The sequence below is a fragment of the Halorubellus litoreus genome, from assembly GCF_055378595.1.
Genome location: NZ_AP043836.1, coordinates 2,832,772 through 2,858,853, shown reverse-complemented (window position 1 = coordinate 2,858,853; position 26,082 = coordinate 2,832,772). Strand labels below are relative to the sequence as shown.

Genomic DNA, 26,082 nt, shown 5'->3' with positions numbered 1-26,082 from the left:
TCGACTGACTGCGCGAGCGGGTTCGCGAACGAACGCGAGACCGCGTCAGTCGCTCGCGACCACCTCTTCTCGGTCGCCCTCCCGTGTCTCGTGAGCGTCCGCGTCGGTCTTCCGGACGCGTAGTGGGCTTCGACTGGTTATCTCGCAGTCGAACGCGGGATGTTCGGCGAAGTGCCGGACGAGCATGTGGCGTCGCGACCCCGTGATGCCGGTCCGCGAGACGTCGTCGGCGTCGAACGTCTCGGGGAGGCGCTCGTAGAGGCGTTCGACGGCGTCGAAGTCCCGGAACACCTTCGCGTTCCCGGCGGAGTCGGCGCCGCGACGCCGGACCTCGTAGGAGCCGTCCTCGCGGTGGCGGCCGGCGGTCCGGAAGAACTCGCGGTCGGCGACGACGGCGTCACCCAGTTGCTCTTTGAGCGCGACGGCGTCGGCTCTGGACAGTTCCACGCAAGCATCGTCGACAGTAACCTGAATGCGCTCGCTCGATGCGTCGGTCGTTACCTCGGGCTCACCCGAGAAGAACTCGATCCGGAGAGTGAGTACTCCGTTCCATACGCTACGGGTACGCCGCCACCGTCAAAACACTTCCGCCGACGGGTCGCCGGGTCCGGCGCGTCGACCCGCGCCGCTTCGGCCGCGAGTCGCTTCGCCCGCGGGTCAACCGAGGCGAGCGTACTGCGGGTCGAGTGCGGGCAGGACGCCGCCGTCGTCGGTCGTCGTACTGTCGTCGCCGTTCGACGTCGACCCGCCGTCGTCGGTCGTGGTATCCTCGCCAGTCGTCGTGTCCTCGCCGGTCGTCGTATCCTCGCCGGTCGTCGTGCCGTCGTCGCCGTCACCGGCCTCGTCACCGCCGTCGTCGCTTCCGGTCTCGTCTGCGGCCTCGTTCCCCGGTGCGGTGTCGTCCTTCGTCCCGAACACGTCCGTCTCGATGGTCTCGCGGTGCGTCATCCCCTGGAGCGGGATGTCGAGTTCGGTGCCGGCGACCTCGACGCTCGCCGCGAAGTCGATGACGACGTCGGTGCGCTGGTTGCGCTCGACGTGAGTCACCCACCAGTCGTCGAGGTTCTCGTTCTGGATGTACGTCACCGTCCGCACCTGCGTGAGCGAGTTCGGCTCCAGTATCTTCTCGTCGGTGTTCTCGCCCGCGCCGACGCGCACGTCGTTCATCTCGATAGTGTAGTTCAGCTTCGAGACCGGTATCGCGTAGTCCTTCGGGTTGTAGATGTAGAAGTCGACGACGATACCCGTCCGCTCGCTCGTGACCTCTCCCCACTGCGCGCGCGTCTCGTTCACGTACAGGACCGGGTCGCTCACGAGCGGACTGCTCGAGTTCACCGGGCGCGTCTCCGTGGAGTTGAACGACGAGAGCATGTCCGTCTCGATGCTACGGGTCTGCGTGACCGGGACGGACCGACCGAGGAAGTCCGATTCCACGGTGGCGTTCACGTTCACGGTCGTCTGCTCGTCGTTCCGGACGTGACTCACCCACCAGTCGGGGATGCGGTCGTTGTCGAGGGACGTATCGAGGTCGATCGTCGAGTTCCCGGGCGGCATCGCGATGGCGCCCGTCGACCCGTTCGCCATGCGGAGGTCGTTCATCGCGATGGCGTACTCGCCGGAGACGCCGAGGAAGCTCGCCCCGATCGGGTTCGGGTTCGTCACCTCGATCGTCGACCCGATCGTCGTCGTCTCGTCGTTCACGCCAGTGAACTCGTTCTGGAACTCGTTCACCGCGGGGACGCCCAGGAATCCCGCGGCGAACGCGACGCCGACGGCGACGACGACCGCGAGCACGCCCGTTCCCACGATTCGGAAGAGACTCCCGAGGAACAGCGACCTCAGTGTCGCGACGACCGACGAACCTGTACCACCGTCTCCTGCGGAGTCGGCACCCATCTTGTTCCCGGTTCAATCGTCGAACGCTAAAGGTCTTGTCGCAAGACGATTTGGGGGCTACAGTCCGGCAGCGCCCACGAAGCACGCCGGTCGGTCCGTCGGGTCGCGGTCGCTGACCGGAGACGGTGGTACTAAGTCAGCCGCGTGGATACGAGCGAGTATGACTGCTACGGACACCGGTGGGTCGGACAAGGGCGTGGGGTTCACGATGCTGTTCGGCGCTGGCGCGGTGCTCGGCGCCGTCGTCATGGCGGCCGCGGGCTTCGTCGCGACGGGGTCGCTGCGCGGCGGTATCGACGTCCCGGAGGCGACGACCGCGGCGATGGAGGTCAACGCCTCGATAGGGTTCGCGCTCGCGATGGCGTTCGCGGTCCTGGCGGTCGTCGCGGTTCAGGTGTACGACGCCTGACGACCGGGAAACCGTTAATACGCTAAGTCACGTACCTCCGGCATATCGATGAGTGAGTATTCCGAAGAGGAACAGCGCATTCTCGCGTACCTCCGCGATAGCGTCTCGCGCGGACAGCAGTACTTCCGCTCGAAGAACATCGGGGACGCGCTGGGGCTCTCTTCGAAACAGGTGGGCGTTCGACTCCCGAACCTGGACGAGAAGTCCGAGGAGGTCGACATCGAGAAGTGGGGGCGTGCTCGCTCGACGACGTGGAAGGTCACGGTGAGTTAGTTCTCGATGACTGTGACCGTCGAGCGGACGTTCGCGTTCAAAGCGCCGCCTGAGGACGTCTGGGCGTTCATCTCCGAACCGGCGAAGCGAGCGGAAGCGATCAGCGTCGTCGAGTCCTACGACATCGATGCGGACGATCGCGGCGACAAAGCGACGTGGCACGTGAGCCTCCCGATTCCGGTTATTTCGCGGACGGCGGCGGTGGAGACGCGCGACGTGGAGCGTCGCGACGGCGAGTACGTGAAGTTCGTGGGGCGCTCGAAGGTGATGCGCGTGGTCGGCGAGCACGAGGTGGTGCCGACCGAGGACGGCTGCGAGCTCGTGAACCGGTTCCGCGTGGAGGGGAAGCTCCCGGGCGTGGAGCGGTACTTCAAGAAGAATCTCGACGGGGAGCTCGACAACCTCGAGGCTGCATTGCGCGCGGACCTCGGGCTCCCAGCATGAGGCGGTCAGCATGACGTCGACTGCCGGCGGCGGCGCGGGCACACGCGGCGACCCCCTTCGCGTTGCGCTCGTCCAGTTCAGTCCTGACGCGGGGAAGGTTGCTGCGAACGTCGAGCGTGCGCTCTCGGAACTGGACGCTGCGGTGGCGGCTGGTGCGGACCTCGTGGCGTTCCCGGAGCTGTTCGACGTCGGGTACTTCGCGTTCGATTCGTACGCGCGCCACGCTATCGGGTTGGACGGCGAGCGATTCCAGCGGTTCGCGGCGGCGGCGCGCGAGCACGACGTGTGGGTGCTCGCGGGGACGATGATGGAGGACCTGGCGGCGACGGCGGCGAGCGACGTGGACGTGCCGGTACCTGCGGCGGAGGGCTTGGCGAACACGGCGGTCGTGTACTCGCCCGACGGCGAACGCGAGCTCGTGTACCGAAAGCACCACCTGTTCGGGTACGATTCCGCGGAGGCGGAGTTGCTCGTTCCGGGGGAGCGACGGCCGACGGTGGACGTCGGTGGGTTCTCGCTGGCGGTGTCGACGTGCTACGACCTCCGGTTCCCCGAACTCTACCGGGAGTACCTGGACGCGGGCGCGGACCTCGTGCTGGTGCCGTCGGCGTGGCCGTACCCGCGCGTCGAGCACTGGAAGACGCTCCCGTCGACGCGCGCCGTCGAGAACCTGAGTTACGTCGCGACGATCAACGGCGCGGGCACGGTCGGCGGGACGGACCTCGTCGGGCGCTCCACGGTGTACGACCCGTGGGGGACGCCGGTGGCGACGACGGACGACCACGAGACGACCGTGTACGCGGACCTCGACCCCGAGCGCGTCGCCGACGTCCGCGAGGACTTCCCGGCGCTCGACGACCGCCGGCTCTGACGCCCGAGCGGCCGACGACGGAACCGGGCGCCACGACCCCGCCGTAATCGTGCCATACCGACGCATGCGATGGCGTCGCGAACGTTGTCGTGGAACCAACCATTTATAAGGCATGCGGCAGTAGTCCCTGTTGCCGGACGCAGACGCTTTTCACGTCTATTCCGGCACACAACGCCCGTCGCACCTACGCCCGCGCCCAACTGCGGCACCTCGGGGCTACCCGGGAGCCTATTCGAGGTGTCGCATCTCTCGTCCTCACCACTCGAAGTGACGACGTTCCTCGTCGCCAGCCGATAGGTTCACTGTCGTAACCGCTGAACGAGTGGCCATGCGCGTCCGTCAGGCCACGCTCCCGCTCGGGTTCTTCGTCCTGTCCAGCGTGTGGCCGGCACCATTGCTCCTCGTGGAGTTCTCCTGGTCGACCTTCGTCCTCGGTGGGTTGTTCTTCGGCGCGCTCGGCGGCGCGCCGAGCACGGTCGTCTTCCTGCTGCTCGTCGACGACTCGTCGACGCCACGCCGCGGTGCAGTCGCGGCCCCCCTCGCGACGCTCGTCGCCGCGATAGCCGGACTGCCCGTTTTCTCGTTCGCGTACTGGCTGGTCGAGACTATCGTCCTCGGCCGGGGCGTCGACTTCGGCCCGAACGTCCTCGTGGGGTCGATGCTCCTCGGCTGCGTCGCGCTCGTGCTCTCCCCGATCACGGCCGCGCTCGGCTACGGTGTCGCATCGGAGCCGTCGCGGATGCCTTCGCTCCCACGCCGCCTCGAAGCCGTCGACCGCGCGTGGCTCCGTCGTTCACCGAGCACGCGAGCGCTCGTCGTCGCGTTCGCAGTCCTCGCTGCCGGTGTGGGAGGCGCCGCTGGCGTCCAGTACGCAGACCCGACCACGGCCGACGTCGGCGACGCGCCTGCGTACGCCGGCCCCGCTGCCGCCGCCGAAGCCCAGGTCGAGCAAGCGCAGGCCCGCACCCGCTCGGTGTCCCACACCGTCGTCTGGACGGTGCCTGCCGATGGCGCGGACACACCATCGCGCATGGACGACCGACTCGTGCTCCGCCACGACATGCAACGCGACGTGCTCCTGTTCACGACGCGCTTTTCCGGCACGTACCAGACGAACCTCGTCACCGTCGACGGACACTGGTACTGGCCGGGGAACGAGACGACGCCACCGACGGCTGCAGCGGTGACGCGGCGCGACGAGGTGAGCGTGCTGTTCCCGCATTATACCCCTGTCGCGCTGGATGCACCGGCGTCGGTCACCGACCGAGGCGAGGGCTACGTCGAGATCGCGTACGAGGCGGCGGGTGGAACGTGGCACAACCCTGGGACGACCCTGAACGGGACGCGAACGGTCAGGATCGACACGAAAACTGGCCGGGTCGTCGCCGTTACCGACCGGAACGCGAACGGAACCGTCTTCGCGCGGATTCGCTTCGAGGACTACCGGGCGACGAACGTCGACCCGCCGTCGATGCCCGTCGGCTCCATCGAGCGCGTCGTCGAGGACCTCTTCCACGGACCACTCACCGGCGACGGAACGCTCTACTGACCCGACTCCCGGCGGACTGGCTCGTGTGCACCTGGCAATCTGCACCCGGCCCCGAACACCGAGACGTCGCTTCTCGACGAACGAGAACGAAGAGAAAGAACCGCTACCGGACTGCGCTTAGTCGTCTTCGGTCTTGATGTCCGCGGAGAGGCCCTGTGCCATCTCGATGTCCTTCGAGTTGTTGAGCGTCCACGCGGTGCGCTCGGTGACGGCTTCGATGGCTTCGCGCGCCGACGGGGCGCCCTTCCCGGACTTCTTCATGCCGCCGAACGGCAGCTGGACCTCCGCACCGATACAGGGGAGGTTGCCGTACGCGAGGCCGACCTCGGCCTTGTCGCGGTAGTAGTTGATCTGGCGGTAGTCCTCGCTGATGATGGCGCCAGCGAGTCCGTACGGGACGTCGTTGTGGATCTCGACGGCGTCCTCGATGTCGCCGCTGTACTTGACGAGCGCGACGTGCGGCCCGAAGCACTCCTCCTTGAGGCAGCGGAGGTCGGTGTCGTACTCGATCTCGTAGACGAACGGGCCGACCCAGTTGCCGTCCTCGTGGCCCTCGGGGATCTCGTCGTCGTCGAGGTCGAAGCGGTCGACGAGGACGTTCGCGCCCTCCTTGCGCGCCATCTCGTTGTGGCGCGCGATCTTCTCGACGTGCTCTTCCTCGATGGCGGGCCCCATGAACGTGTTCTCGTCGAGCGGGTCGCCGACCGCGACGTCCTGCGCGATGTCGACGTAGCGCTCCTTGAACTCGTCGTAGACGTCCTCGTGGACGATGAGGCGCTCGCTGGAGACGCAGCGCTGGCCGGTCGTCTTGAACGAGGACATCACCGCGGAGTGCACGGCGGTGTCGAGGTCCGCCTTCTCCGTGACGACGATACCGTTCTTCCCGCCCATCTCGCACGCGCGGTTCTTCCCGGGCATCCCGCCGACCTTCGAGGAGATCTCGTGGCCGACCTCGGCGCTGCCCGTGAAGAGGACGGTGTCGGTGATGTCGTTCTCGACGATCTCGTTCCCGGCGTCACCGAAGCCCTGCACCATGTTGAAGACGCCTTCCGGAACGCCGGCGTCCTCGAGCATCTCCGCGATGATCTGTCCGCACCACGGCGTCTGCTCGGCGGGCTTCCAGACGACCGTGTTCCCTTCGACGAGCGCGATGGCCATGTGCCAGAACGGGATGGCGACCGGGAAGTTCCACGGCGTGATGCAGCCGACGACGCCGTTGGGCTTGCGCCGCATGTACGCGTCCTTGCTCGCGATCTCGCTCGGGATGATGTCGCCGTGGGGGTGGCGGGCGTTCCCGGCAGCCCACTCGACCATGTGCCACGCCTCGGTGACGTCGGCTTTCCCTTCGCTGATCTCCTTCCCGCACTCTTTGGTGACGATCTCGCCGAGCTCCTGGTGTCGGTCCTTGAGCTCGTGGTAGACGTCCCAGAGGTACTCCGCGCGGTCGATGTGCGAGAGGTCGCGCCACTCCTCGAAGGCGTCTTCGGCGGCGTCGAGCGCTCGCTGTACGTCCTCGGGTGTGCCGCGGTGGAACTCGCCGAGCGTCTCCCCGGTCGCGGGGTTCTCGCTCGTGAACGTCTCGTCGCCGGAGCCGCTGGTCCACTCGCCGTCGATGTAGTGCTGGAAGGTGTCGGTCATCGTGTTCGGCAAAATTTTCGCGGGACGCCTTCAAAAAGCCACCCCTTCCATCGACGGGTTGGCGCGAGTTCTGCCGCCTATGGTCGGGTGCGGTTCGGGTGCGAGACCGTGGGCGTCGGGGCGCGACGCGGTGGTATGTGAGGAGCTAGCGCGTCTCGTTCCGCCGGCAGGTGCTCGGGTTCGACTCCCTGTGGGGGGGACGCTGGGGGATACGTTTATGTACGGCGTCCGGGGTCACGTCGCTGCCTTCTCTATCTCGCCTTTGAGCGCGTTCGCGTCGAAGTCGTGGTCGGGGCGGAGCGCGACGAAGTCGAGGAACTCGCGAGCGGCGAGGACGTCGCTGACGCTGTAGGCGCTGGTCGCCGCAGCGACGGCGTCCCGTGCGCCAATTCGGGGGGCGAGCTCGGCGAGTGCGCACGCGAGGTCGTACGAGCGCGCACCGACGAACCCTTCGTCGCGGACGGTCGTCGCGTCGATGACGTACAGTTCGTCGTCCTGGAGGAGGACGTTCTCGCCGCGGACGTCGCCGTGCGCGATGCGCTGGTCGTGCATCCGCGCGAGGAGCGCGAACAGGTCCGTGGCGTGCGAGCGCGCCTCGGCGTCGCTGAGGTCGTCGAACGTCCGGAAGTCGGGGAGGTACTCGAGGACGAGGACGCCGAGGCCGTCCACCTCGAACGCGTCCACTGGCCGCGGGACGTTCAGGCCGACGGCGTGCATGCGGCTGACGGCTTCGAGTTCGCGTTCGGCGAGCGCGAGCGGCGTGCCGACGTGGTCGAAGAACCCCTCGGTGCCGGCGCTGAACGCGCCGAGGTTCCGGCCGGCGGTGAACAGCGCGTGCACCACCGAGTTCTGCGGAGTGACGACCTTCACGAACCACTCGTCGTCGACGACCATCGGCGTCGACAGCCAGTTGTCGGCGTCGAGGAACTCGACGCGGACGCCGTCGCGGTCGTTCCGTTCGGCGACCGCTCGCGCGACTGATTCGAGTCGCGTCCAGTCGACGGTCCCCCTGAGGAACTCGCGGATGGCCACGGTCGAACGTCGTTCCCGGGGGTGAAAACTCTCTCGCCGCGGCCGCGCGTTACCGCGGAACGACCGTTCGAGGAACGGGCGCGGAAGCCGGCGTCAGGCGCCGGACTCGGTGACGGTGAGCGTGTACTCGCCGCTCCCGCTGTAGGCGTCGACGAGGATGCCGAGTTCGTCGTCGGGCGTGACGGCGTCGACGACGACGGTCTCGGTGCTGGATTCGCTCGTCCCGGCCGCGTCGTAACGCACGGTCGTGGGTCGGTGCCCGGAGCGCGTGACGTAGAGGTCGAAGTCGGCGTCGCTCGGGCCGTCGAGCGCGATCTCGACCTGGCAGGGGTCGCTCAGGTCGGTCGTGTACGTGAACGAGTCGTCGTCGTACCAGCCGGCGAGTTCGCCGCTCACGCTGTCGGCCGTGGTGACGCGCCCGCAGCCCATGTCGCCGTTCGCGTGGAACGGCTCGCGGAGCCCCCACGGGTCGGGACCGAAGTTCGTCGTCGTCGGGAGCGTCTCGTCGCCCGCGAGGTTGTTCGCGGCGTCGGTGACGGCAGTGTCGGAGAATCGGAGCGGGCTCCCGAACGCGTTCGCGATGGCGTTCAGGCGGTCGCGAGCCTCACTGGAGGCGTTCGCGCCCGAGGCGAGGACGACGGCGCCGCCGTCGGCGGCGAACGCGTACAGCGCTTCGAGTTCCGCGTCGGTGAACTCGGCGAGTGGCGTGGAGACGAGGATGGCGCGTGCGTCGTCGAGCGCGTCACTGGTGACGTCGTTGACGCCCGCGAGGTCGACGTCGAACCCTTCCAGGTATCGCTGGAAGTACGCGACGTCCTCCGCGGACAGGCCGGCGCTCGCGTTGAACTGGCCGTGCCCGCCTTCGACGAGCACGCGGCCCTCCGCGCGGTCGCTGAGGCCGTCCATGAGGTTCGCGACGAACGCGAAGTTGTCGTACGCGCTCGTGTCCTCGTCGAACCCTTCGGCTTTCTCGTAGCCCTCGTCGAGCACGAGCCCGCCGAGCACCGCGAGGTTGTGGTTCGGGTCGACGCCGACGAGCGGTGCGCGCGAGGCGGACGCGTCGCGGCTCGCGCGGATCGGCGCGAACGGTCCGTTCAGGCGGCCGCGCGTCGTCTCGACGCGAGTCGCCTTCGGGACGTACACCTCCTCGACGCCGTCGTTCCGGATCGTCGGCGTGAGGTTCGGGTTGCTGTTCGCCCAGATGCCCTTCGAGGCGTCGCGTGCCGCGTACTCGGCCGCCTGGAAGTCCTCGAGCTTCGAGAGGCTGGACGCGTACGAGCGCGCGTACCCCTCTTCGACGAGTTGCTCGTTGTAGAGCGTGTCGCGGCTCCCGGAGCCGTCGTCGTACTCGATGTACGCGAGCACGCGACCGAACGGGTCCTTGACGCCGCCGTTGAACTCGCTCCCGGCGGGGTCGAACGAGATGTCGACGGTCTCCCCGGCGAGCGCGTCCTTCGCGAACTGCGTCGCGAGCTCGGCGTGGTACGCGAGGTAGGGATAGTCGGCGTCCCAGAACTCCTCGACGTCGTCGACGCCCTGGCGCTTCGCGAACCACGCGCCGAACCCGCTCGCGTTCAGGTTCGTGGTCGCGGGCGCGAACGGCGCGCCGGCGTTGTTCTCCTCGTCGACGACCTGCGCGTCACCGAACCGGAACCCGAGGCCGAGCGCGTCCGCGATGGCGTTGAGGTTCCCGGTCTGGTCGTAGTCGTTGTAGTCGTCCTGGTCGTGGAGGAAGACCGCGCCGCCGTCGTCGACGAACGCGGAGAGTGCCGACAGTTCGCCCTCGCTGAACGCGCCCGGGGAGGTGACGACGAGCGCGTCCGCGTCGCTCGTGTCGCTCGGAATCGACGAGCCGGCTTCGAGCTCGAACCCGTTGTCCTCGGCGTACGCGGCGAACCCGCTGAACTTGTCGAGCGAGTAGAACTGGCCGTGGCTCTCGTCCCAGCGGACGGTCCCGGACCCGACGAGGTCGCTCCAGACGTTCAGGACGAACTCCTCGTTGTCCGCTTCGGTGTCGTAGCCGTCGGCCACGACGGGTGCGGGGAACCCGACGACGTTCCCGTCGCGCGCGACCAGCGGGACGTCGGTGCCCTCGGGGTAGGAGACGGCGTCGCCGTTCCCGTCACCGTCCTGGACGGTTGCGGGCGACTCCGCCCACACCGCGACCGAGGACGCGTCGGTGAGCGGTTCGCCGTTCGCGTCGAGCAGCGGTGCGGCGCCCTCGCCGAACACGAGCCGGGAGACGGGCTCGCCCTCGCCGCCGACGACGAGGTCCGCGCCGACGCCCTCGCGCGGCGCGAACACGTCGAACGCGGGGTTGAATCGCCGCGTGACGGGACGGAACGGCTTGCCGGTGTTCGAGGCCTCGTCGACGACCTGGTCGTCGTTGAACCGGAAGGGCGCGTCGAGCGTCTCGGCGACCGCGTTCAGGTCCTGAGTGGCGTCGTAGTCGTCGTAGTCAGCCTGGTCGTGGAGGAACACCGAGCCGCCGTTCGCCGCGAAGTCCGCGAGCGCGGACAGCTCGCTGTCCGTGTAGGATTCGCTCGTCGACGGGACGACGACCGCGTCCGCGCTCGACAGGTCGTTCGCGACGTCGCTCGTCGACTCGACCGTGTAGCCGTTCGAGCCCGCGTAGTCAGCGAACGTGGAGAACCCGTCGAGGCCGTTGTACTGGTTGTGCGTCTCGTCCCAGAGGACGGTCCCGGAGCCGCCGAGTTGCTGGTCCCAGACGTTCAGGAGCAGTTCCTCGTTGTGGAGGTCCGAGTTGTACTTGAGCGTGTCGTCGTCGACGAGCAGCGACCCGACCGCGACGACGTTCCCGTCGATCGCGAGCAGCGGGATGTCGCCGTGCTCGCCGTAGTCGACGGCGTCGCCGTTCCCGTCGGCGTCCTTGTTCGTCGCGGACTCCTCGGCCCACACTGCGACGACGGAATCGTCGAGCAAGCGGCCGCCGTCGGCGTTCAGGAGGCTACAGGTGGAGCCGAACTGGACGTCGGTGAGGCCGACGCGGTCCGCGAGTCCTTCCCACTCCTCGGGGCGCTCGTACTGGCCGTTACCCTTCTTCTCGGCGGTGTCGATGCCGAGCACGCGGATGGACTCCACGCGACCGTCGTCGAACTGGACGTCGACGGTGTCCCCGTCGGAGACGCCGACGACGTCGACCGTGTACGTCTTCGAGGGGTCGAGCGCGTTCGCCTCGTCGATGCCCGGTCGGTTCTCGAAGTAGCCCGCGAAGTCCGCGGTGTTGAAGTTCGCGGTCTTCGGGACGTAGTTCGCGCCGTTGTTGTTCGAACTGTCGACGACCTGGTCGTCGTTGAACCGGAAGCCCGCGTCGACGGCCGCGGCGAGCGCGTTCGAGTTCGCGGTCTGGTCGAAGTCGTTGAAGTCCGATTGCGAGACGAGCAGGAGCGTCCCGCCGTTCGCGACGAAGTCCGCGAGCGCCGTCTTCTCGGCGTCCGTGAACGCCTCGCTCGGTGGCGTGACGACGAGCGCGTCAGCGCCCGAGAGGTCGGCGGCGACGTCCGTCGTCGACTCGAGCGCGTACCCGTTCCGTTCCGCGTACGTCTCGAACTGCTTGAACCCGGGGCCGTTCCCGCCGTTCCCACTGGAGTCGAGCTGGTAGAACTGGCCGTGGCCGTCGTCCCAGAGGACGGTCCCCGAGCCGACGGTCTCGTCGAGCGCGTTCAGGAGGAACTCCTCGTTCCCGGCCTTGAAGTCCGTGTCGTTCGGGACGAGTGGACACCCGATACCGACGACCGCGCCCGCGTTCGATTCGTCGACGGCGACGAGCGGGATGTCCGTCCCGTCCGGGTACGTCGTCGCGTCGCCGTTCCCGTCGGAGTCCGTGTTCGACGCGGTCGATTCCGCCCAGACGGGGACGAGCGAGGCGTCGGTCAGCGGGTCGCCGTTCGCGTCGAGGAGGCTCGCCGTGGAGTCGAACGCGAGCGGGTCGACCGTCGCGGCGGCCGCACGCACCTGTTCTGCGCCCAGTACCCCGAGCCCGCTGGCGACCCCCGCGCCAGCGACCCCCGAGAGGAAGTTTCGTCGTTGCACACGGTGTAACCCCGCACACATTCTAATAAAACAAGCGAAATCGGGCAGTAAATTTACTCTCGTTGTACCGAGATATACTGTGGCATCGGTTCGCATTGATTGGCGGCCCGAAGGACCCCGGTCGCGGCGACCAGGTCACCGACGGGTCACGGCCGGGGTCGCCGATGGATCGCGTCTGAGTCGACGTCGAGCCAGCCGGGGGCGAGTGTAGAAGCCTTTATTTTCGGTCTGTGCAAGGTTTGCGTATGGACTTCGACCTGCCGACCGAGCACCAGATGATCCAGGAGGAGGTACGGCGGTTCTGCGACGAGGAGATCGAACCGATCGCCCAGGACATCGAGGACGAGCACCGGTTCCCGCAGGAGATCTTCGACCAGCTCGCCGACCTGGACGTCATGGGCGTTCCCATCGACGAGGAGTACGGCGGGCTCGGTGGTGACACGCTGATGTACGCGGTCGTCGCGGAGGAACTCGGTCGCGTCTCCGGGTCGGTCGCGCTCTCGTACGTCGCGCATACCTCGCTGGGCACGAAGCCCCTGGACCTGTTCGGCACCCCCGAGCAGAAGGAGGAGTGGCTGGAGCCGCTCGCGTCCGGCGAGGGCATGGGTGCGTGGGCGCTCACCGAACCCGGCAGTGGGAGCGACGCGAGCGACATGGACACGATGGCGGTCAAGGACGGCGACGAGTACGTCCTGAACGGCACGAAGCAGTTCATCACGAACGCGAACGTCGCCAACTCGGTGCTGGTGAAGGCCGTCACCGACCCGGGCGCTGGCTACGACGGCATCTCGACGTTCATCGTCGACCCGGAGAACGACGACGGCTTCTCGGTGTCGACCGTCTGGGACAAGATGGGCCTGAACGCGTCGCCGACGTGCGAGATACAGCTCGACGACGTCCGCATCCCCGAGGACCGCCTGCTCGGCAAGGAGGGCGAGGGCTGGAAGCAGACGATGAAGACGCTCGACGGCGGCCGCATCAGTATCGCCGCTATCTCCACGGGGCTCGCACAGGGCGCGTACGAGGCCGCGAAGTCCTACAGCAAGGAACGCGAGCAGTTCGGCCAGCCCATCTCGAAGTTCGACGCCATCCGCGACAAGATCGTCCACATGGAGCGCCAGGTCGAACGCGCGCGCCTCCTCACGCACAAGTCCGCGTGGCAGTACGACCAGGGCGAGTCCGTCACGAAGTCCAGTTCGCTCGCGAAGCTCGACGCGAGCGAGGCCGCGCGCAAGGTCGCGGAGGAGGCCGTGCAGGTCCTCGGCGGGTACGGCTACACGGAGGACTTCTCGCCGCAGCGGTTCATGCGCGACGCGAAGCTCATGGAGATCGGCGAGGGCACCAGCGAGATACAGCACCTCGTCATCGGTCGCGAACTCGGCCTCTAAGCGAGCGACGCTTCCTAGACTCCGCGGCGTTCGTCCGTACTACCGAGTGTTCTCAGAATCCACGACGCTCGTCCGTGTTGCGGACGTTCTCGCGGGCGGCCTGGGCGTTCGCGACGGTGACGAGGATGACGCCGCCGAGCATCGCGATGCCGCCTGCCAGTCCGAGTCCCTCGTAGCCGTTACTGTACAGCCACGGCATGACGAGGAACCCGTAGAGGAGGACGGCGCCCGTGAATATCCGCTTGTGCTCGACGAGGACCGCGGTGAGCTTGTCGACGAGCGGCGGGTCGTCCTGCTCGTCGGGTGCGTCCGCCCGTGCTTGGGCGGCGGCTTCGTCCGCGCGCGGCGGTGGACCACCCTCGTCGCCGCCACCGCCACCCCACGCGGCGTTCAGTCCGTCGCCCGCGTCGGTGTCGTCGTCGCGGTCCGCTGGCATACTGCACGGTCACGGCCGAATCCTGATAAATCCACGCAGACGCGCCGCTGTGGAGGGCGACGACTGCAGCAGTTGACGGATCGGTGATCCCGAGAACGAAGAAGCGTCGAGAGTCCGCGGAGCGCCCAGTTACGGCCAGTTACCGGCGTCCTCGTACGCGTTGAGGACGCGCTGGATGGCGTTGACGTAGCACGCCGTGCGGAGGTTCGGCGTGTCGAAGGACTCGTAGGCCTCGGTCATGCGGTCGAACGCGTTCACGATAATCGTCTCGAGTTCGTCGTTCACGCGGGCCTCGTCCCAGTAGAAGCGCTGGCGGTTCTGGACCCACTCGAAGTAGCTGACGGTGACGCCGCCGGCGTTCGCGAGGATGTCCGGGACGACGTGGACGTCGCGCTCGGTGAGGACGTCGTCGGCGTCGGGCGTGAGCGGGCCGTTCGCGGCCTCGACGATGACATCCGCGGAGACCTCGCGCGCGAGCTCCTCGTCGATGGCGTTCTCGAGTGCGGCGGGAACGAGGAGGTCGACGTCCATCGTGAGGAGGTCCTCGTTCGTGAACTCGTCGTCGGCGTCCTCGTAGCCCGCGACGGAGCCGGTCTCGCGCTTGAAGTCCTTCACGGCGACCGGGTCGAACCCGTTCGGGTTGTGGATGGCGCCCGAGGAGTCGCTGACGGCGACGACGTCCGCGCCGAGCTCGTCGATGAGCTTCGCCGCGATCCAGCCGGCGTTCCCGTACCCCTGCACGGCGACCTTCGCCTGCGAGATGTCGCGGTCGAGGTAGTCGAAGACCTCGCGCGCGGCGAGCATCGTCGACCGGCCGGTCGCCTCGACGCGACCCTCGCTCCCGCCGGACTCGATGGCCTTCCCGGTGACGACGCCCGGCTCGGTCTTCCCTTCGAGCGTCTCGTACGTGTCCTTGATCCAGTTCATCTCGCGCTGGCCCGTGTTCACGTCGGGCGCTGGGATGTCCTCGTCCTCGCCGACGAACGGGCGGAGTTCCTTCGCGAACGCTCGCGTGACGCGCTCGACCTCGCCCGCGGAGTGCTCGCTCGGGTCGATGACGATGCCGCCCTTCCCGCCGCCGTAGGGGATGCCGACGGTCGCGCACTTGTACACCATCCAGCCCGAGAGCGCCTTCACTTCGTCGCGGTTGACGCCCGGGTGATAGCGGATGCCGCCCTTGTAGGGACCGCGGTCGCCGTTGAACTGCGATCGGAACGCCTTGAAGCGCCCCGTCGTCCCGTCGTCCATGTCGATGGTGAGGTTCGTCTCGAGGACGCGCTCGGGGTGCTTCAGGCGGTCGATGACGTCGTCGTCGGCGTCGATGTACGCCGCCGCGTCGTCGATCTGCTCCTGGAGGCTCTCGAAGGGGTTCGCTTCTTGGGTCATCGAGTGAAGAAACTCGAAGCCCCGGGTTAAGCGTGGCGGAATTATAGGACTGAATACGACTTATAGCCAATGAAGGGTCCTTATATGGAGTGTGCTAGCATGACTGTGGCTCTGGATGGGTGAGTTCACCGGGGGAGTTGGCGCCAGGGCCGTGCGTTCAGGCGTCGTCGGCGGCGCGAGCGCGGTCGACGATGCGTTCGGCCTGCGCGACGAGCGGTGCGTCGATCATCTCGCCGTCGACCTGGAAGACGCCGCGGCCCTCGGCGTCCGCGTCGGCTTTCGCGTCCAGCACGCGTTCGGCCCAGTCGACGTCCTCGGGGTCGGGCGTGAACGCGTCGTTGATCGGGTCGACCTGCGAGGGGTGGATCGCCATCTTCCCGTCGAACCCGAGCTGGATGGCGAACGCGGTCTCCTCGCGGAGCCCCTCGGTGTCCGAGAAGTCAGTGTAGACGGTGTCGATGGCGTCCACGTCGGCGCTCGCGGCGGCGAGCACGACGTGTTCGCGAGCGTAGAGCACCTCCGTGCCCTCGCTCGTGCGGGTCGCGCCGACGTCCGCGGAGAGGTCCTCGGCGCCGAAGACGACGGCGTCGGTCGCGTCCGCGGTCGCGATGGATTCGGCGTTGAGGACGCCGCTGGCGCTCTCGACGAGCGCGAGCACGGGCGGTGTCTCCCGCGGGAAGAGGTAGTCGAAGCTCCGGACGTCGTCGCCGCTCGCGCACTTCGGGAGCATGAACGCGTCCAGTCGCGCGTCGTCGAGGTGCGGTTCGAGCGCGTCCACGTCGGCTTCGGCGGTCGCGTCGGCCTCCTGGCTGTCCGAGCCCTCGTCGTCGCCGACGGGGTTGACGCGGACGCACACCTCGCAGTCCGGGTCGAACGCGTCGTCGGTGAGGACGTTCGCGACCGCCTCGCGCGCTTCGGACTTGCGAGCGGGTGCGACGGCGTCCTCCAGGTCGAAGACGACGACGTCCGCACCCGTCGCGGGCGCTTTCCGCATCAGTTCCGGTCGGTCCCCCGGCGAGAACAGCACGCTACGTCGAGCCATACGACCCCGTGCGTCGTGGACCCCCGTAAGTGTCCGCGATTCGACGCCGTTCTGGCGGTCGAGTCGACAGGTCACCGCCGCTCGAGCGGGAGAATCAGTGGCGTCGAGGGCAGGCAGATATATCCGTTCGCTGGCCGAACCTGTTGGCGTGCTCGATAACTCTCGCCGGGACGTCCTGAAGAACGCGCTCCTCAGTCGGCCGCGGGACTTCTTCGTCGGCGCTGCGACCACGCTCGTCGTCCGCCTCACCGGTATCGAAGCGCTCGAGGACGACGAGAGCGAGTCCACCGACGACGAGAGCGAGTCCATCGACGAGTGACGTTGCGGGCGACGTGCCGAGCGGCGTTCGGCCGCTCGTTCGACGGTGTCGCCGCGGTCAGGGCCAGAGTCCGCGGGCTTCGTGCGCGTCGGCGACGCGGGAGAGTGCGACGACGTACGCGGCGTCCCGCCACGTGCAGTCCCGGGCCTCGACCTCCTCGCGGACGGCGTCCCACGCTTTCAGCATCTCCGTCTCCAGTTCCTCGTTGACGCGTTCGAGACTCCACTTGCGGCGGTTGATGTCCTGCAGCCACTCGAAGTAGCTGACGGTGACGCCGCCGGCGTTCGCGAGGATGTCCGGGATGACCTCGACGCCGCGTTCTTCGAGGACGCGGTCGGCGGCGCTCGTCGTCGGCCCGTTCGCGCCCTCGACGACGATGTCCGCCTTCACGTCGTTGACGTTGTCGGCGGTGATGACGTTCCCGACGGCGGCCGGGATGAGGACGTCGACGTCGAGTTCCAGGAGGTCGGCGTTGTCGAGCGAGTCGGCGTGCTCGTACCCCGAGACCATCCCGGGGCGTTCGTCGTGGTCCTGGACGTCGCGCGTGTCGAGGCCGTCCGGGTCGTAGATGGCGCCGTCGACGTCGCTGACGGCGACGACGTCCGCGCCGCGGTCGTCGAGGTAGCGCGCGGCGTTCGCGCCGACGCTCCCGAACCCCTGCACGGCGACGGTGACGTCCTCGATGTCGTAGTCGTAGTACTCGATGGCTTCCTTCGCGACGATGCCGACGGAGCGCCCGGGCGCCTTCTCGCGGCCGTAGCTCCCGCCGACGACGGGTGGTTTCCCGGTGACGACGCCGGGCGTCGTCTCGCCTTCCTGCATCGAGTAGGCGTCCATGAACCACGCCATCTCCTGCGGGCCGGTACCCATGTCTGGCGCGGGGATGTCGTGGTTCGGGCCGATGGAGTCGCGGAGTTCCTCGGCGAACCGGCGCGTGAGACGTTCGACCTCGTCCTCGCTGAGGTCCTTCGGGTCGACGACGATGCCGCCCTTCCCGCCGCCGAAGGGCAGGTCCATGACGGCGCACTTCCAGGTCATCCACATCGAGAGCCCGATGCACTCGTCCTCGCTGACCTCCGGGTGGAAGCGCAGGCCGCCCTTGAACGGACCGCGGACGCTGTCGTGCTGGGCGCGGTAGCCCGTGTAGACCTCCCACGAGCCGTCGTCGCGTTCGAGCGGGACGCTCACGCGCTGGACGCGGTCGGGGTGTTCGAGGCGCTCGATGACGCCGTCGTCCACGTCGAGGTGGGCGGCGGCGCGTGCGAGCTGGCGGCGCGCTGTTTCGAGGGCGGTCTCTTCGTCGGTGTCGTCGGGTTTGGTATCGGTGGCTGTGGCCATGTGGTCACCTCTGGCGCGACGTGCGTGCTCCCGGACCGTAACCGACCGACCGACCGTGAGAGGTGTTCGCACACGCCGCGCCGAGAACTGCCGGCGTCGGATACGCGTCAGGTGCGACGCCGGGCATCGCCTCCGCCTACCCCGCTCTCCGAGTTAACCCTTGTGATAAGGATTCGGGTCGTGCCAGTATCTGCCAACGCGGCGTGGTAACACGCCACCACCAGCCGCCTGCTGCACGTGGGAAGGCAACGCATGGCTAAGTCCGTCGGGAGCGTAGGGAGAGTATGCAAGAGAGCGTCAAACTCGGCGAACTGGATGCGGTCATCGACGACCTGCACTACCCGACCGACCGGGACGGCGTCCTCGACAGCTACGGCGAACTACGCCTCCAGCTCGCCGATGGCGAGGTCACCGTCCGGGAGGTCCTCAGCGAGTCGAGCGTGACGCGCTTCGAGAACGCCACGGAACTCGCAAGCGAGGTGTTCGCGTTCCTCCCCCGCGAAGCCGTCGGCGAACCATACCAGGCCGAGGGCGAGGGCTAACGCGCGGTCGCGGGCAGAAACCCCCGCGCAGTGCTCACTCCCCCAGCGCAGTGCTCACTCCCGCAGGAGGGTGACGACGGGTCCTGCGCCGAGCGTCAGGAGCACGCCGAGCGCCCACGCGATCAGGTCGGCGTTCGACGACCCGTGCTCGCGGTCCGTCGTCTTCGCCGGTTCGTCGGTCGGCTCGGCGGTCGTCGCGGTCTCGTTCGCGCCGCCGGCCGTCGACGCGGCCGCTGTGGCGACGCCGCCGCCGAGCGAGACCAACTGGGCCGCGACGGCCGCGTCGACGCGGGATTATGGCACCGATAATCCCGGTGCCGGCTGCGGATAATCGACCGCCAAACCCCGCTTACGGCCTTCATAATAATCCACTCGTGGGGCGACGGTCCCGACAGCATGGACTCTAGCACACAGGACCGAACGCGCACGCGACAGTCCCGCGCTCGGACGCCACCGAGCGTCCACGTCGAGCGCGTCGGATCGACGTCGACCGTCGAGCACGGACGCGCCGATGGCGAGCGGCGTCGCGACGTCGTGGTCGTGCCGCGCGTCCCGTCGAACGTGGAGGGCGAGGTCGACGCGTGACCCGGAACGTCGCACTCGTCGTCCTCGACACCGTCCGGAAGGACACGTTCGACGAATACGCGCCGCGACTCCGACGTCGCTCCGGGAGCTCGTTCGAGCAAGCGCGCGCCGCGAGCTCGTGGAGCACGCCGAGTCACACGAGCATGTTCACGGGCGACCTGCCGTCCGAGCACGGCGTGCACGCCGAGCACTTCGACTCGACCTTCGACTTCTCGGACTTCGACGTCGACGACACGTTCTACGGCGACCTCCCCGAGCACCGCCGCGTCGGTCTGAGCGCGAACTCCTACATCAACCCGCACTTCGGGTACGACGAACTGTTCGACTCGTTCCACGACTTCTCCATCGGCTCGCACACCGCCGAATCCCTGTTCACGGAGGGGAAGACCGTCCAGGAGTACATGAAGCGCACGGACGAACCGAGCGCCGCGAAACGCCACCTCGGGTTCCTCAGGGAGTGCATCGAGCACGACCGGCCCGCGAAGAGCGTCGCGAACGGCGTCTGGGCGCTCCTCGGACCGAAACTCAAGCAGTGGGACGTCCCGTTCCCGGAGTTCGTCGACGACGGCGCGAGCGTCATCACGGACACCACCGTCGAGGAAGCCGAGCGCGGCCCGGAACCGACCGCGTTCTTCCTGAACTACATGGACGCCCATACGCCGCTCCGGAACCTCTACCAGCACGACGACGGCATCCACGACGTCCCGAACTCGTGGAGTTCCACCGAGATCGACAAGTGGGAACTGAACGAGGACGGGCTCGCGACCGACGAGTACGCCGAGAACTACCGCGACGTCTACCGCGCCGCCGTCGACTACCTCGACCGCACGGTCGTGGACCTGATCGACCGCGTGCAAGCCGCGACCGAGCGCGAGACGACGTTCGTGATCGTCTCCGACCACGGCCACAACCTCGGGTACGACGCCGACGACGGCCTCTGGCACCACACGGGGAGCATGAGCGAGGGCGTCATGCACACGCCCCTCGAGATAGTGAACCCGCCCAAGGGGTACCACGAGACGGAGGACCGGTTGTTCTCGCACCTCCACCTCGGCGACCTCCTCGTCGACCTCGCGAACGAACGCCCGCTCGACGACACATACTTCCAGGACCGCATCCCCGCGGAGACCGTCGGCCTCCTCGGCGGCGACAACCGAACGTGGGGGCGCGAGTTCAGCGAGGAGACGTTCGCGTGGTGGGACCGCATGATGCGCGTCGTCTACGGCGAGCCGTCGGCCGAGAGCGACAGGACCGCGCCCGTCAAACGCCAGTGGAACTCGCTCGGCGAGCGCTTCCGGTACCGGCTCGACCGCGACCGCCCGAGCTGGCAGGAACTCGCCGCGGAGGACGTCGACGTCCCCGCCGCGGACCGCGCGCTGTTCGCGGAGCCCCTCGAGGAGTACAAGCGCGCGGCGGCCGCGACCGAGCAGGACACCGACTTCGACGAGGACGTCGAGGACCACCTGAAGCAACTCGGGTACCTCTGAATCATGGTCGGGATCGCTGGCGTCCTCGGCGACGGTCGTCTCCCCGACGACGTGGCGTCGTGGACGCAGTGGCGGGACGACGAGGCATCGTTCGAGTACGTCGACGACTACGTCGACCTCGAGCTTCGCGCGCACCCAGTGCAGGTCGACGACCAGCCGGTCGCACTCGACGACGGCGACGTCCTCCTCTGGGTGTGGGGTGACGTGTTCGGGCACGGCACTCGCGGCGAGTACACGCCTCGCCCCGGTGGGCCGGACGCGAGCGCCGACTACTGCGCGACGCTGTACGAGCGGCACGGACTGGAGTTCGTCGAGGAACTGAACGGACACTACGCGATCGTCCTCTACGACCGTGCAGACCGCGAGCTGACGTTCGTCACGGACCGGTTCGCCACCCACCCGATATATCACGCGTCGGTCGGCGGGAGCGTCGCGTTCGCGTCCAACCCGCAGGCGCTGACCGCGCACCCGGACGTCTCGCCCGCGTTCGACGAGGACTACCTCCACGAGTACCTCGCCCTCCGTCGCGTCTTCGGTCGCGAAACCGCGCTCGAGGACGTTCGCGAACTTCCGCCCGCGACGACCGTCACCGTCGACCTCGACGACTTCGCGACGAGCCACGAGACGTACTGGCGTCCGACGTACGAACCCGAGGACCGTCCGTTCTCGTACTTCGTGGATCGACTCGTGGACGTCCTCTGCACGATGTTCGCGGACTGGACGACCGACGACCTCGCGTACGGGACGCTGCTCTCCGGCGGCAGCGACTCGCGGATCGTGCAGGCCGCGATCGACCAGTCAGTCGTGGCGTTCCACAACGCGGACTGGATGAGTCGCGAAGCACGGATCGCGAACCGGGTCGCTGACAGCGCCGGCGACGAGTTCTGTCTGCTCGAGCGGTACGACGACCACGAAGCCCGGACGCTCACGACGACGCCGCGGCTCTCGTCGTTCAGCGGCTGGTTCGACCAGGCGTACTTCGCGGAGTTCCAGGACGAGATCACTGATCGCGTCGACGTCCTCGTCTCCGGGCTGTTCGCGGACATGCTGTTCGACGGTGGCCCACTCCAGACGCGGACCGTGTCGCTCGGGTCGGTCGGGACCGTCGACCTCCCCGTGGAGACGCCGATCGAGTCCGTCGACGACTACGTCGACGCGAAGGTCTCGAGCGCGACCGAGGTCCCGTACTTCGACGCGAACCGCGACCTCGCCGACGTCGTCCGCGACAACATCCAGGTGCTCGAGGACGGTCGCGTCGTCAGTCACGGCGTCGAGTACGCGTCGCTCGAGGACCTCGTGATGTACGGCGACTACTATCCGCTCGGCGCGGACACCGAGGCGATCTTCCCGCGGAGTCTCGGACAGATGCGTCCGTACCGGACGCCGTTCCTCGACAACCGCGTCGTCGACCTGCACCGCCGGATGCCCCAGCAGTTCTTCCTCCGCCGGAACGTCGTGAACGCCGCCCTCGAATCGATCTCGCCTGCGCTCGCGGAGATCCCGCACTCCCGGACGGGCGTGTCCCTGAAGCGCTCGTTCCCCGCGGCGTTCCTCAGCCGGAACATCACTGGGTTCTACCGCAAGCACCTGGACGACGAACCGACTCCGCAACCGCACTTCACGCACAAGCCCTGGCCGGACCGGAGCGAACTCCTCCGCGTCTCGCCGTTCGCGATCGACGCGATCCGCGAGAACGAGCACGTCCTCGACGCCCTCCCGTTCCTGGACGCCGACGCGGCCGAACGAACGTACGCCGAGCACGTCGACGGCGCCGAGTACCACCAGGTCCTGTACTCGCTGCTGACGCTCCTCGAGATGCCGGTGACCGAGCGCGTCGCGGGCGTCGACGAAGACGCTGCGAACGACGACTCGGAGGACGACTCCGGGCGGCGCGGGGTGGTCGCGTCGAGCATCGGCCGGGACGAACCCGGTGGGGGCGACGCATGAGTGCGGCAGTCGGCGAGTCGGACGCGTCGCGACGCAGCGCCCGATCGTCGATGAACACAGAGCTGTTCGGCGTGTTCGGCGACCGCGAGGAGTTCGAACGGCATCGCGACCCGACCGCGTTCGACGTCGTCCTCGAGACGCCGGGGGCGACCGTCGGCGTGCGCGCTCGCGACCTCGACGTCGACCGGCGGACGGACACGTACAGCACCGACGCGGGCGGCTGCGCGCTCTTCGGGGAGGTCGTGGAACCACAGGGCCAGGACGGGCCGGCGCGAGCGGTCTACGAGCGCGCCGACCGCGACGTCGACGCCGCACTCGACGCGCTGAACGGCTCGTACCTCGCGTTCGTCGACGTCGACGACGACCCGTTCGTCGCGACCGACCCGCTACGGTCGTGGGAGTGCTTCTACGCGGACGTCGACGGGACGCGCGTCTTCGGGACGGACGTCGCCGCACTGGAACGACTCGTTGACGACCGCACGCCCGACGAGACCGCGGTTCTCGAACTGCTCCACCTCGGGACCGTTCTCGGCGAACGCACGCTGTTCGCGGACGTCGCACGCGTGCCGCCGGACGCGACGCTCACCCCGACCGGCACCGCGGACCTGTCGCGGTTCGTGTACGAACCCAGCGAGTTCGACCACGTCGGCGAACTCACCAGGCGTCTGGAGGCCGCGATCGAACGTCGCTCGCACTACCCGGGCTCGAAGGGCGTCCTCCTCTCGGGCGGCCACGACTCCCGGCTCCTGCTCTCCCAGATCGACGACGTCGCGGCCTCGTACACCGTCGGGAGCGAGGACTCGCGGGAGGTTCGCGTCGCGAAGAAACTCGCCAGCCAGTACGACGCCCCACACACGACCCTGGAACCGGGCGCTCGCTACCTGTACCCGAGCGACGACAAACTGCTGTACGCGCAGGGCGTGAAGGAAGCCCTCCACATCCATCACGCCGGGTACGAGGACGCGTTCGACGTGGACGTCATGTACCACGGTCTCCTGTTCGACACCATCCTGAAGGGATACTTCCTCGAGTGGGACGACACGACCGCGCTCGGCGCGACCGTTCCGTCGAACTCGCTCGTCGACGACCCCTCGCCCGTCGACTGCCTCCTCGACACGCTCGGGTTCGAGCCCGATGCGAGCGCGCGACTCGGAACCGCCGCCGGCGACCTCCTCGCGAACCTCGACGTCGACGTCGACCTCCACGTCGATTCGTCGTGGGAGTTCCTCGCGGACCGCTTCCGCGAGGAACTGGACGCGTGCCGCGAGCGCGCGGACTCCCTCCACAACGCGACGGACCTCCTCGTCCTCCGGAACCAGCCCGTGATGCCGTTCCGCGTGCACCTCGCGGACAACTACCTCGAGCCGTTCGTCGCGATGGACGCCGACCTCCTCGACTGGCACCTCCGCACGCCGCCCGGGAAGCGAAACGGCGACACGTGCCGACGCGCCCTCGAGCGCGTCGACGAAGACATCTTCGAGCACGCCGCACCGAGCAAACCTCACTCGTCGCCGTACCTGAACGTCGCGGAGGAGCTCGTTCGGCGGGTCACGCCGTTCGTCGAGGAGTTCGAGCGCGCCTGGCCGAACCGCGGCGAGGTGTACGACGAAAACGACCTCGCCGAGCGATTGTTCCCCGATCATCCCGCCGTTCGCGACCTCCCCGAACGCCAGCAACTCCGCGTGAACGGCGTGCGCTGGTGGCTCGGCTGACAGCGCTGGCGACGCCGCGGTCCCGCGACCGGCTGCAGTGGGTCGCTCCGAACCGACGCGATTTTTCACGCCCGGCGTCGTCGCTTCGCGTATGCCCGGGCTGTACTACGAGGAGTTCGAAGAGGGCCAGACCATCGAGCATCGGCGTCGACGCACGGTCTCGGAGAGCGACAACCAGCGGTTCTGCGACATGACGATGAACCAGCAGCCGCTGCACCTCGACGAGGACTTCACCGCCGACACGCAGTTCGGGCAGCGGCTCGTGAACGGCCTCTACACGATGAGTCTCGCGGTCGGCATCACCATCCCGGAGACCACCGACGGCACGATCGTCGCGAACCTCAGCTACGACGACGTCGAGCACCCGAACCCGGTGTTCCACGGCGACACCATCCGCGTGCAGTCGACGATCACGGACAAACGAGAGACGAGTTCGGGCGAGCGCGGACTCGTGACGATGCGCGTCGAAGCGTTCGTCGTCGACGCCGACGCGGAACGACTCGACGAGGGCGAGGACGAACTCCTCGTCTGCGAGTTCGAACGCACCGTCCTGTCGCTGAAGCGCGAGCACGCCGAGTGACGAGGTGCGTGCTTCGGCGGACCTCACGCGCCGGCGAGGACCGCGACGTTCGCGACGGCGACGGCGCCCCACGCGACCGCGAGGGCGCACGGTGCGACCGCGGGCCGGTCGAAGCACTGGGTTCCGACGACGGCGGCCGCGAGGAGGATGCCCGCCTTCAGGAGGACGAACCCGGGGACGCCAGCGGCGGCGAGGACGCTGGCGACGAGCGGGTTCCCCTCCGCGTGACCGAGTCCGGTCCCGAGCGCCGTCGTCGCGACGTCCGCGACCGTCGCGAGCACGGCGAGACCCCACGCTACGCGCACGTGTCGTTGCCGCGACGCCGTGGAGACCGGCGTGGTCGACCGGAGGGCCTGCACCAGCGGGGACACACTAAATTCCATGTCTCTATAGGTTAAATTAGTTTCGCCACCCGCGGGTGTGTTTGTGGCTCCTGCAGCCGCGGACCGCGCTGTCGGTCAGGCGCTCGTCTCGTTCGCCGCCGTCCCGCTCGTCGACTCGTTCGCCGCCGTCCCGCTCGTCGACTCGTCGTCCTCGTAGGTGACGGTGACCTCCTGCGTGACAGGCTGGATATTGTACGTCGACCCCTGGCCGCGCTTGACCGGCGTGAAGTCCGCGGTGAAGTTCGTCGTCGTCCCCTCGCGGACCTCGAACGCCTTGTTCAGCTTCAAGCCGTTGCTGGGGACCTTCACCGTCGCGTCCCCGCCACCGTCCGCGAGGGTCGCGTCGACGTCGCCGTCGATGGTGACGCGCAGCCAGTCGTACTCGCCGGTCTCGAGGTCCGACCTGTCCACCAGCTCCGACTTCTCGCCCTTGACCTCGGTCAGGTCCACCGAGCCCTCCTCGACGTCGAGCGTCTCGGACTCGTCCGCGTCGGCCGGCATGACGTCCAGTTCCGTGACGGTGACGACGCAGGACTCGAAATCCTCGATGTCGCCAGGCCGGTCGCTGACGTGCGTCGCGAGCGTCCCCGTGCTCGCACCAGTGATACTGCTCAGGCACCCGCCAAGCGCCGCGACCGTCGAAACCGCCGTCGCGCCGAGTAGTGTACGTCGTCGCATACGTCACCGTCTCGGCGGTCTATGCGTGAATGACCGACCTAATCGTTCGAACAGTAACCGGACCAAACCTCCAACCACACAACACGAAACTGAT

At 68.0% G+C, this 26,082-nt stretch carries 25 protein-coding genes; 13 read left to right on the top strand and 12 right to left on the bottom strand.

The features are described from left to right. Nucleotides 1–45 precede the first annotated feature (45 nt). Together ACZ48X_RS18510 and ACZ48X_RS18505 are read right to left on the bottom strand one after the other, a co-directional pair. Entirely contained in the window at nucleotides 46–441 is a 396-nt protein-coding gene (locus ACZ48X_RS18510; RefSeq protein ID WP_379761968.1) for a DUF7528 family protein, read from the bottom strand. Between the two features lie 216 nt (nucleotides 442–657). Beyond that, the gene (locus tag ACZ48X_RS18505) at nucleotides 658–1,896 is read right to left on the bottom strand and encodes an LEA/WHy family protein (protein ID WP_336348284.1); all 1,239 of its coding nucleotides are present in this window, start codon (nucleotides 1,894–1,896) and stop codon (nucleotides 658–660) included. A gap of 160 nt (nucleotides 1,897–2,056) precedes the next feature. Here ACZ48X_RS18505 and ACZ48X_RS18500 point away from each other — a divergent pair, with 160 nt between their 5' ends. From ACZ48X_RS18500 to ACZ48X_RS18480, 5 genes are all read left to right on the top strand, one after another. Further along, a complete protein-coding gene (locus tag ACZ48X_RS18500) occupies nucleotides 2,057–2,305 on the top strand; it encodes a DUF7525 family protein (protein ID WP_336348285.1) in 249 nt (82 codons plus the stop codon). A gap of 48 nt (nucleotides 2,306–2,353) precedes the next feature. Next, the gene (locus tag ACZ48X_RS18495; protein ID WP_227134887.1) at nucleotides 2,354–2,578 is read left to right on the top strand and encodes a DUF7123 family protein; all 225 of its coding nucleotides are present in this window, start codon (nucleotides 2,354–2,356) and stop codon (nucleotides 2,576–2,578) included. Nucleotides 2,579–2,584: 6 nt separating this feature from the next. Then, on the top strand, nucleotides 2,585–3,022 hold the full coding sequence (locus ACZ48X_RS18490; RefSeq protein WP_336348286.1) for an SRPBCC family protein: 438 nt from the start codon (nucleotides 2,585–2,587) through the stop codon (nucleotides 3,020–3,022). A gap of 10 nt (nucleotides 3,023–3,032) precedes the next feature. Next, nucleotides 3,033–3,893: a carbon-nitrogen family hydrolase gene (locus ACZ48X_RS18485; protein WP_336348287.1), complete on the top strand. Its 861-nt coding sequence runs from the start codon at nucleotides 3,033–3,035 to the stop codon at nucleotides 3,891–3,893. Between the two features lie 328 nt (nucleotides 3,894–4,221). Continuing rightward, nucleotides 4,222–5,442 (top strand): hypothetical protein, encoded by a 1,221-nt coding sequence (locus ACZ48X_RS18480; RefSeq protein WP_336348288.1) that lies wholly within the window; start codon nucleotides 4,222–4,224, stop codon nucleotides 5,440–5,442. Between the two features lie 117 nt (nucleotides 5,443–5,559). Here the strand turns inward: ACZ48X_RS18480 and ACZ48X_RS18475 are convergent, their stop codons facing one another. From ACZ48X_RS18475 to ACZ48X_RS18465, 3 genes are all read right to left on the bottom strand, one after another. Then, on the bottom strand, nucleotides 5,560–7,080 hold the full coding sequence (locus tag ACZ48X_RS18475; protein ID WP_336348289.1) for an aldehyde dehydrogenase family protein: 1,521 nt from the start codon (nucleotides 7,078–7,080) through the stop codon (nucleotides 5,560–5,562). A gap of 234 nt (nucleotides 7,081–7,314) precedes the next feature. Next, entirely contained in the window at nucleotides 7,315–8,112 is a 798-nt protein-coding gene (locus ACZ48X_RS18470; RefSeq protein WP_336348290.1) for an RIO1 family regulatory kinase/ATPase domain-containing protein, read from the bottom strand. A gap of 93 nt (nucleotides 8,113–8,205) precedes the next feature. Continuing rightward, entirely contained in the window at nucleotides 8,206–12,165 is a 3,960-nt protein-coding gene (locus tag ACZ48X_RS18465) for a DUF4350 domain-containing protein (RefSeq protein WP_336348291.1), read from the bottom strand. A 245-nt stretch (nucleotides 12,166–12,410) separates the two neighbouring features. Here ACZ48X_RS18465 and ACZ48X_RS18460 point away from each other — a divergent pair, with 245 nt between their 5' ends. Continuing rightward, entirely contained in the window at nucleotides 12,411–13,553 is a 1,143-nt protein-coding gene (locus tag ACZ48X_RS18460; RefSeq protein ID WP_336348292.1) for an acyl-CoA dehydrogenase family protein, read from the top strand. Between the two features lie 52 nt (nucleotides 13,554–13,605). Here the strand turns inward: ACZ48X_RS18460 and ACZ48X_RS18455 are convergent, their stop codons facing one another. From ACZ48X_RS18455 to ACZ48X_RS18445, 3 genes are all read right to left on the bottom strand, one after another. Next, nucleotides 13,606–13,989 (bottom strand): hypothetical protein, encoded by a 384-nt coding sequence (locus ACZ48X_RS18455; protein ID WP_336348293.1) that lies wholly within the window; start codon nucleotides 13,987–13,989, stop codon nucleotides 13,606–13,608. Nucleotides 13,990–14,118: 129 nt separating this feature from the next. Further along, entirely contained in the window at nucleotides 14,119–15,375 is a 1,257-nt protein-coding gene (locus ACZ48X_RS18450; protein ID WP_336348294.1) for a Glu/Leu/Phe/Val family dehydrogenase, read from the bottom strand. A 157-nt stretch (nucleotides 15,376–15,532) separates the two neighbouring features. Then, entirely contained in the window at nucleotides 15,533–16,417 is an 885-nt protein-coding gene (locus ACZ48X_RS18445; RefSeq protein ID WP_336348295.1) for an HpcH/HpaI aldolase/citrate lyase family protein, read from the bottom strand. 148 nt (nucleotides 16,418–16,565) lie between these two features. Between ACZ48X_RS18445 and ACZ48X_RS18440 the strand changes: the two genes are divergently transcribed. Further along, entirely contained in the window at nucleotides 16,566–16,736 is a 171-nt protein-coding gene (locus ACZ48X_RS18440) for a hypothetical protein (RefSeq protein WP_336348296.1), read from the top strand. Nucleotides 16,737–16,793: 57 nt separating this feature from the next. Here ACZ48X_RS18440 and gdhB read toward each other — a convergent pair whose 3' ends face one another. Beyond that, complete coding sequence (gene gdhB, locus ACZ48X_RS18435; protein WP_336348297.1) at nucleotides 16,794–18,074, bottom strand: glutamate dehydrogenase GdhB; 1,281 nt, start codon at nucleotides 18,072–18,074, stop codon at nucleotides 16,794–16,796. A gap of 284 nt (nucleotides 18,075–18,358) precedes the next feature. Here gdhB and ACZ48X_RS18430 point away from each other — a divergent pair, with 284 nt between their 5' ends. After that, nucleotides 18,359–18,616 carry a DUF5789 family protein gene (locus ACZ48X_RS18430; protein ID WP_336348298.1) on the top strand — a complete coding sequence of 86 codons (258 nt, stop codon included), beginning with the start codon at nucleotides 18,359–18,361 and terminating at the stop codon, nucleotides 18,614–18,616. Between the two features lie 54 nt (nucleotides 18,617–18,670). Here the strand turns inward: ACZ48X_RS18430 and ACZ48X_RS18425 are convergent, their stop codons facing one another. After that, entirely contained in the window at nucleotides 18,671–18,880 is a 210-nt protein-coding gene (locus tag ACZ48X_RS18425) for a hypothetical protein (RefSeq protein ID WP_336348299.1), read from the bottom strand. A 132-nt stretch (nucleotides 18,881–19,012) separates the two neighbouring features. Here ACZ48X_RS18425 and ACZ48X_RS18420 point away from each other — a divergent pair, with 132 nt between their 5' ends. The 5 genes from ACZ48X_RS18420 to ACZ48X_RS18400 all read left to right on the top strand — a co-directional run bounded on the left by ACZ48X_RS18420 (nucleotide 19,013) and on the right by ACZ48X_RS18400 (nucleotide 24,927). Next, a complete protein-coding gene (locus tag ACZ48X_RS18420) occupies nucleotides 19,013–19,201 on the top strand; it encodes a hypothetical protein (protein WP_336348300.1) in 189 nt (62 codons plus the stop codon). Beyond that, a complete protein-coding gene (locus ACZ48X_RS18415; protein WP_336348301.1) occupies nucleotides 19,198–20,688 on the top strand; it encodes a sulfatase-like hydrolase/transferase in 1,491 nt (496 codons plus the stop codon). Before ACZ48X_RS18420 ends, ACZ48X_RS18415 begins: the two co-directional genes overlap by 4 nt. 3 nt (nucleotides 20,689–20,691) lie before the next feature. After that, nucleotides 20,692–22,635: an asparagine synthase-related protein gene (locus tag ACZ48X_RS18410; RefSeq protein WP_336348302.1), complete on the top strand. Its 1,944-nt coding sequence runs from the start codon at nucleotides 20,692–20,694 to the stop codon at nucleotides 22,633–22,635. Beyond that, nucleotides 22,632–24,347, top strand: a complete 1,716-nt coding sequence (locus ACZ48X_RS18405) for an asparagine synthase-related protein (protein ID WP_336348303.1) — start codon at nucleotides 22,632–22,634, stop codon at nucleotides 24,345–24,347. The genes ACZ48X_RS18410 and ACZ48X_RS18405 overlap by 4 nt, the downstream gene beginning before the upstream one ends. 91 nt (nucleotides 24,348–24,438) lie before the next feature. Further along, nucleotides 24,439–24,927: a MaoC family dehydratase gene (locus ACZ48X_RS18400; protein ID WP_336348304.1), complete on the top strand. Its 489-nt coding sequence runs from the start codon at nucleotides 24,439–24,441 to the stop codon at nucleotides 24,925–24,927. Between the two features lie 23 nt (nucleotides 24,928–24,950). Here ACZ48X_RS18400 and ACZ48X_RS18395 read toward each other — a convergent pair whose 3' ends face one another. Next, nucleotides 24,951–25,298 carry a DUF5658 family protein gene (locus ACZ48X_RS18395; protein WP_336348305.1) on the bottom strand — a complete coding sequence of 116 codons (348 nt, stop codon included), beginning with the start codon at nucleotides 25,296–25,298 and terminating at the stop codon, nucleotides 24,951–24,953. Between the two features lie 87 nt (nucleotides 25,299–25,385). Further along, nucleotides 25,386–25,988: a DUF4382 domain-containing protein gene (locus ACZ48X_RS18390; RefSeq protein ID WP_336348306.1), complete on the bottom strand. Its 603-nt coding sequence runs from the start codon at nucleotides 25,986–25,988 to the stop codon at nucleotides 25,386–25,388. Nucleotides 25,989–26,082: the final 94 nt, after the last annotated feature.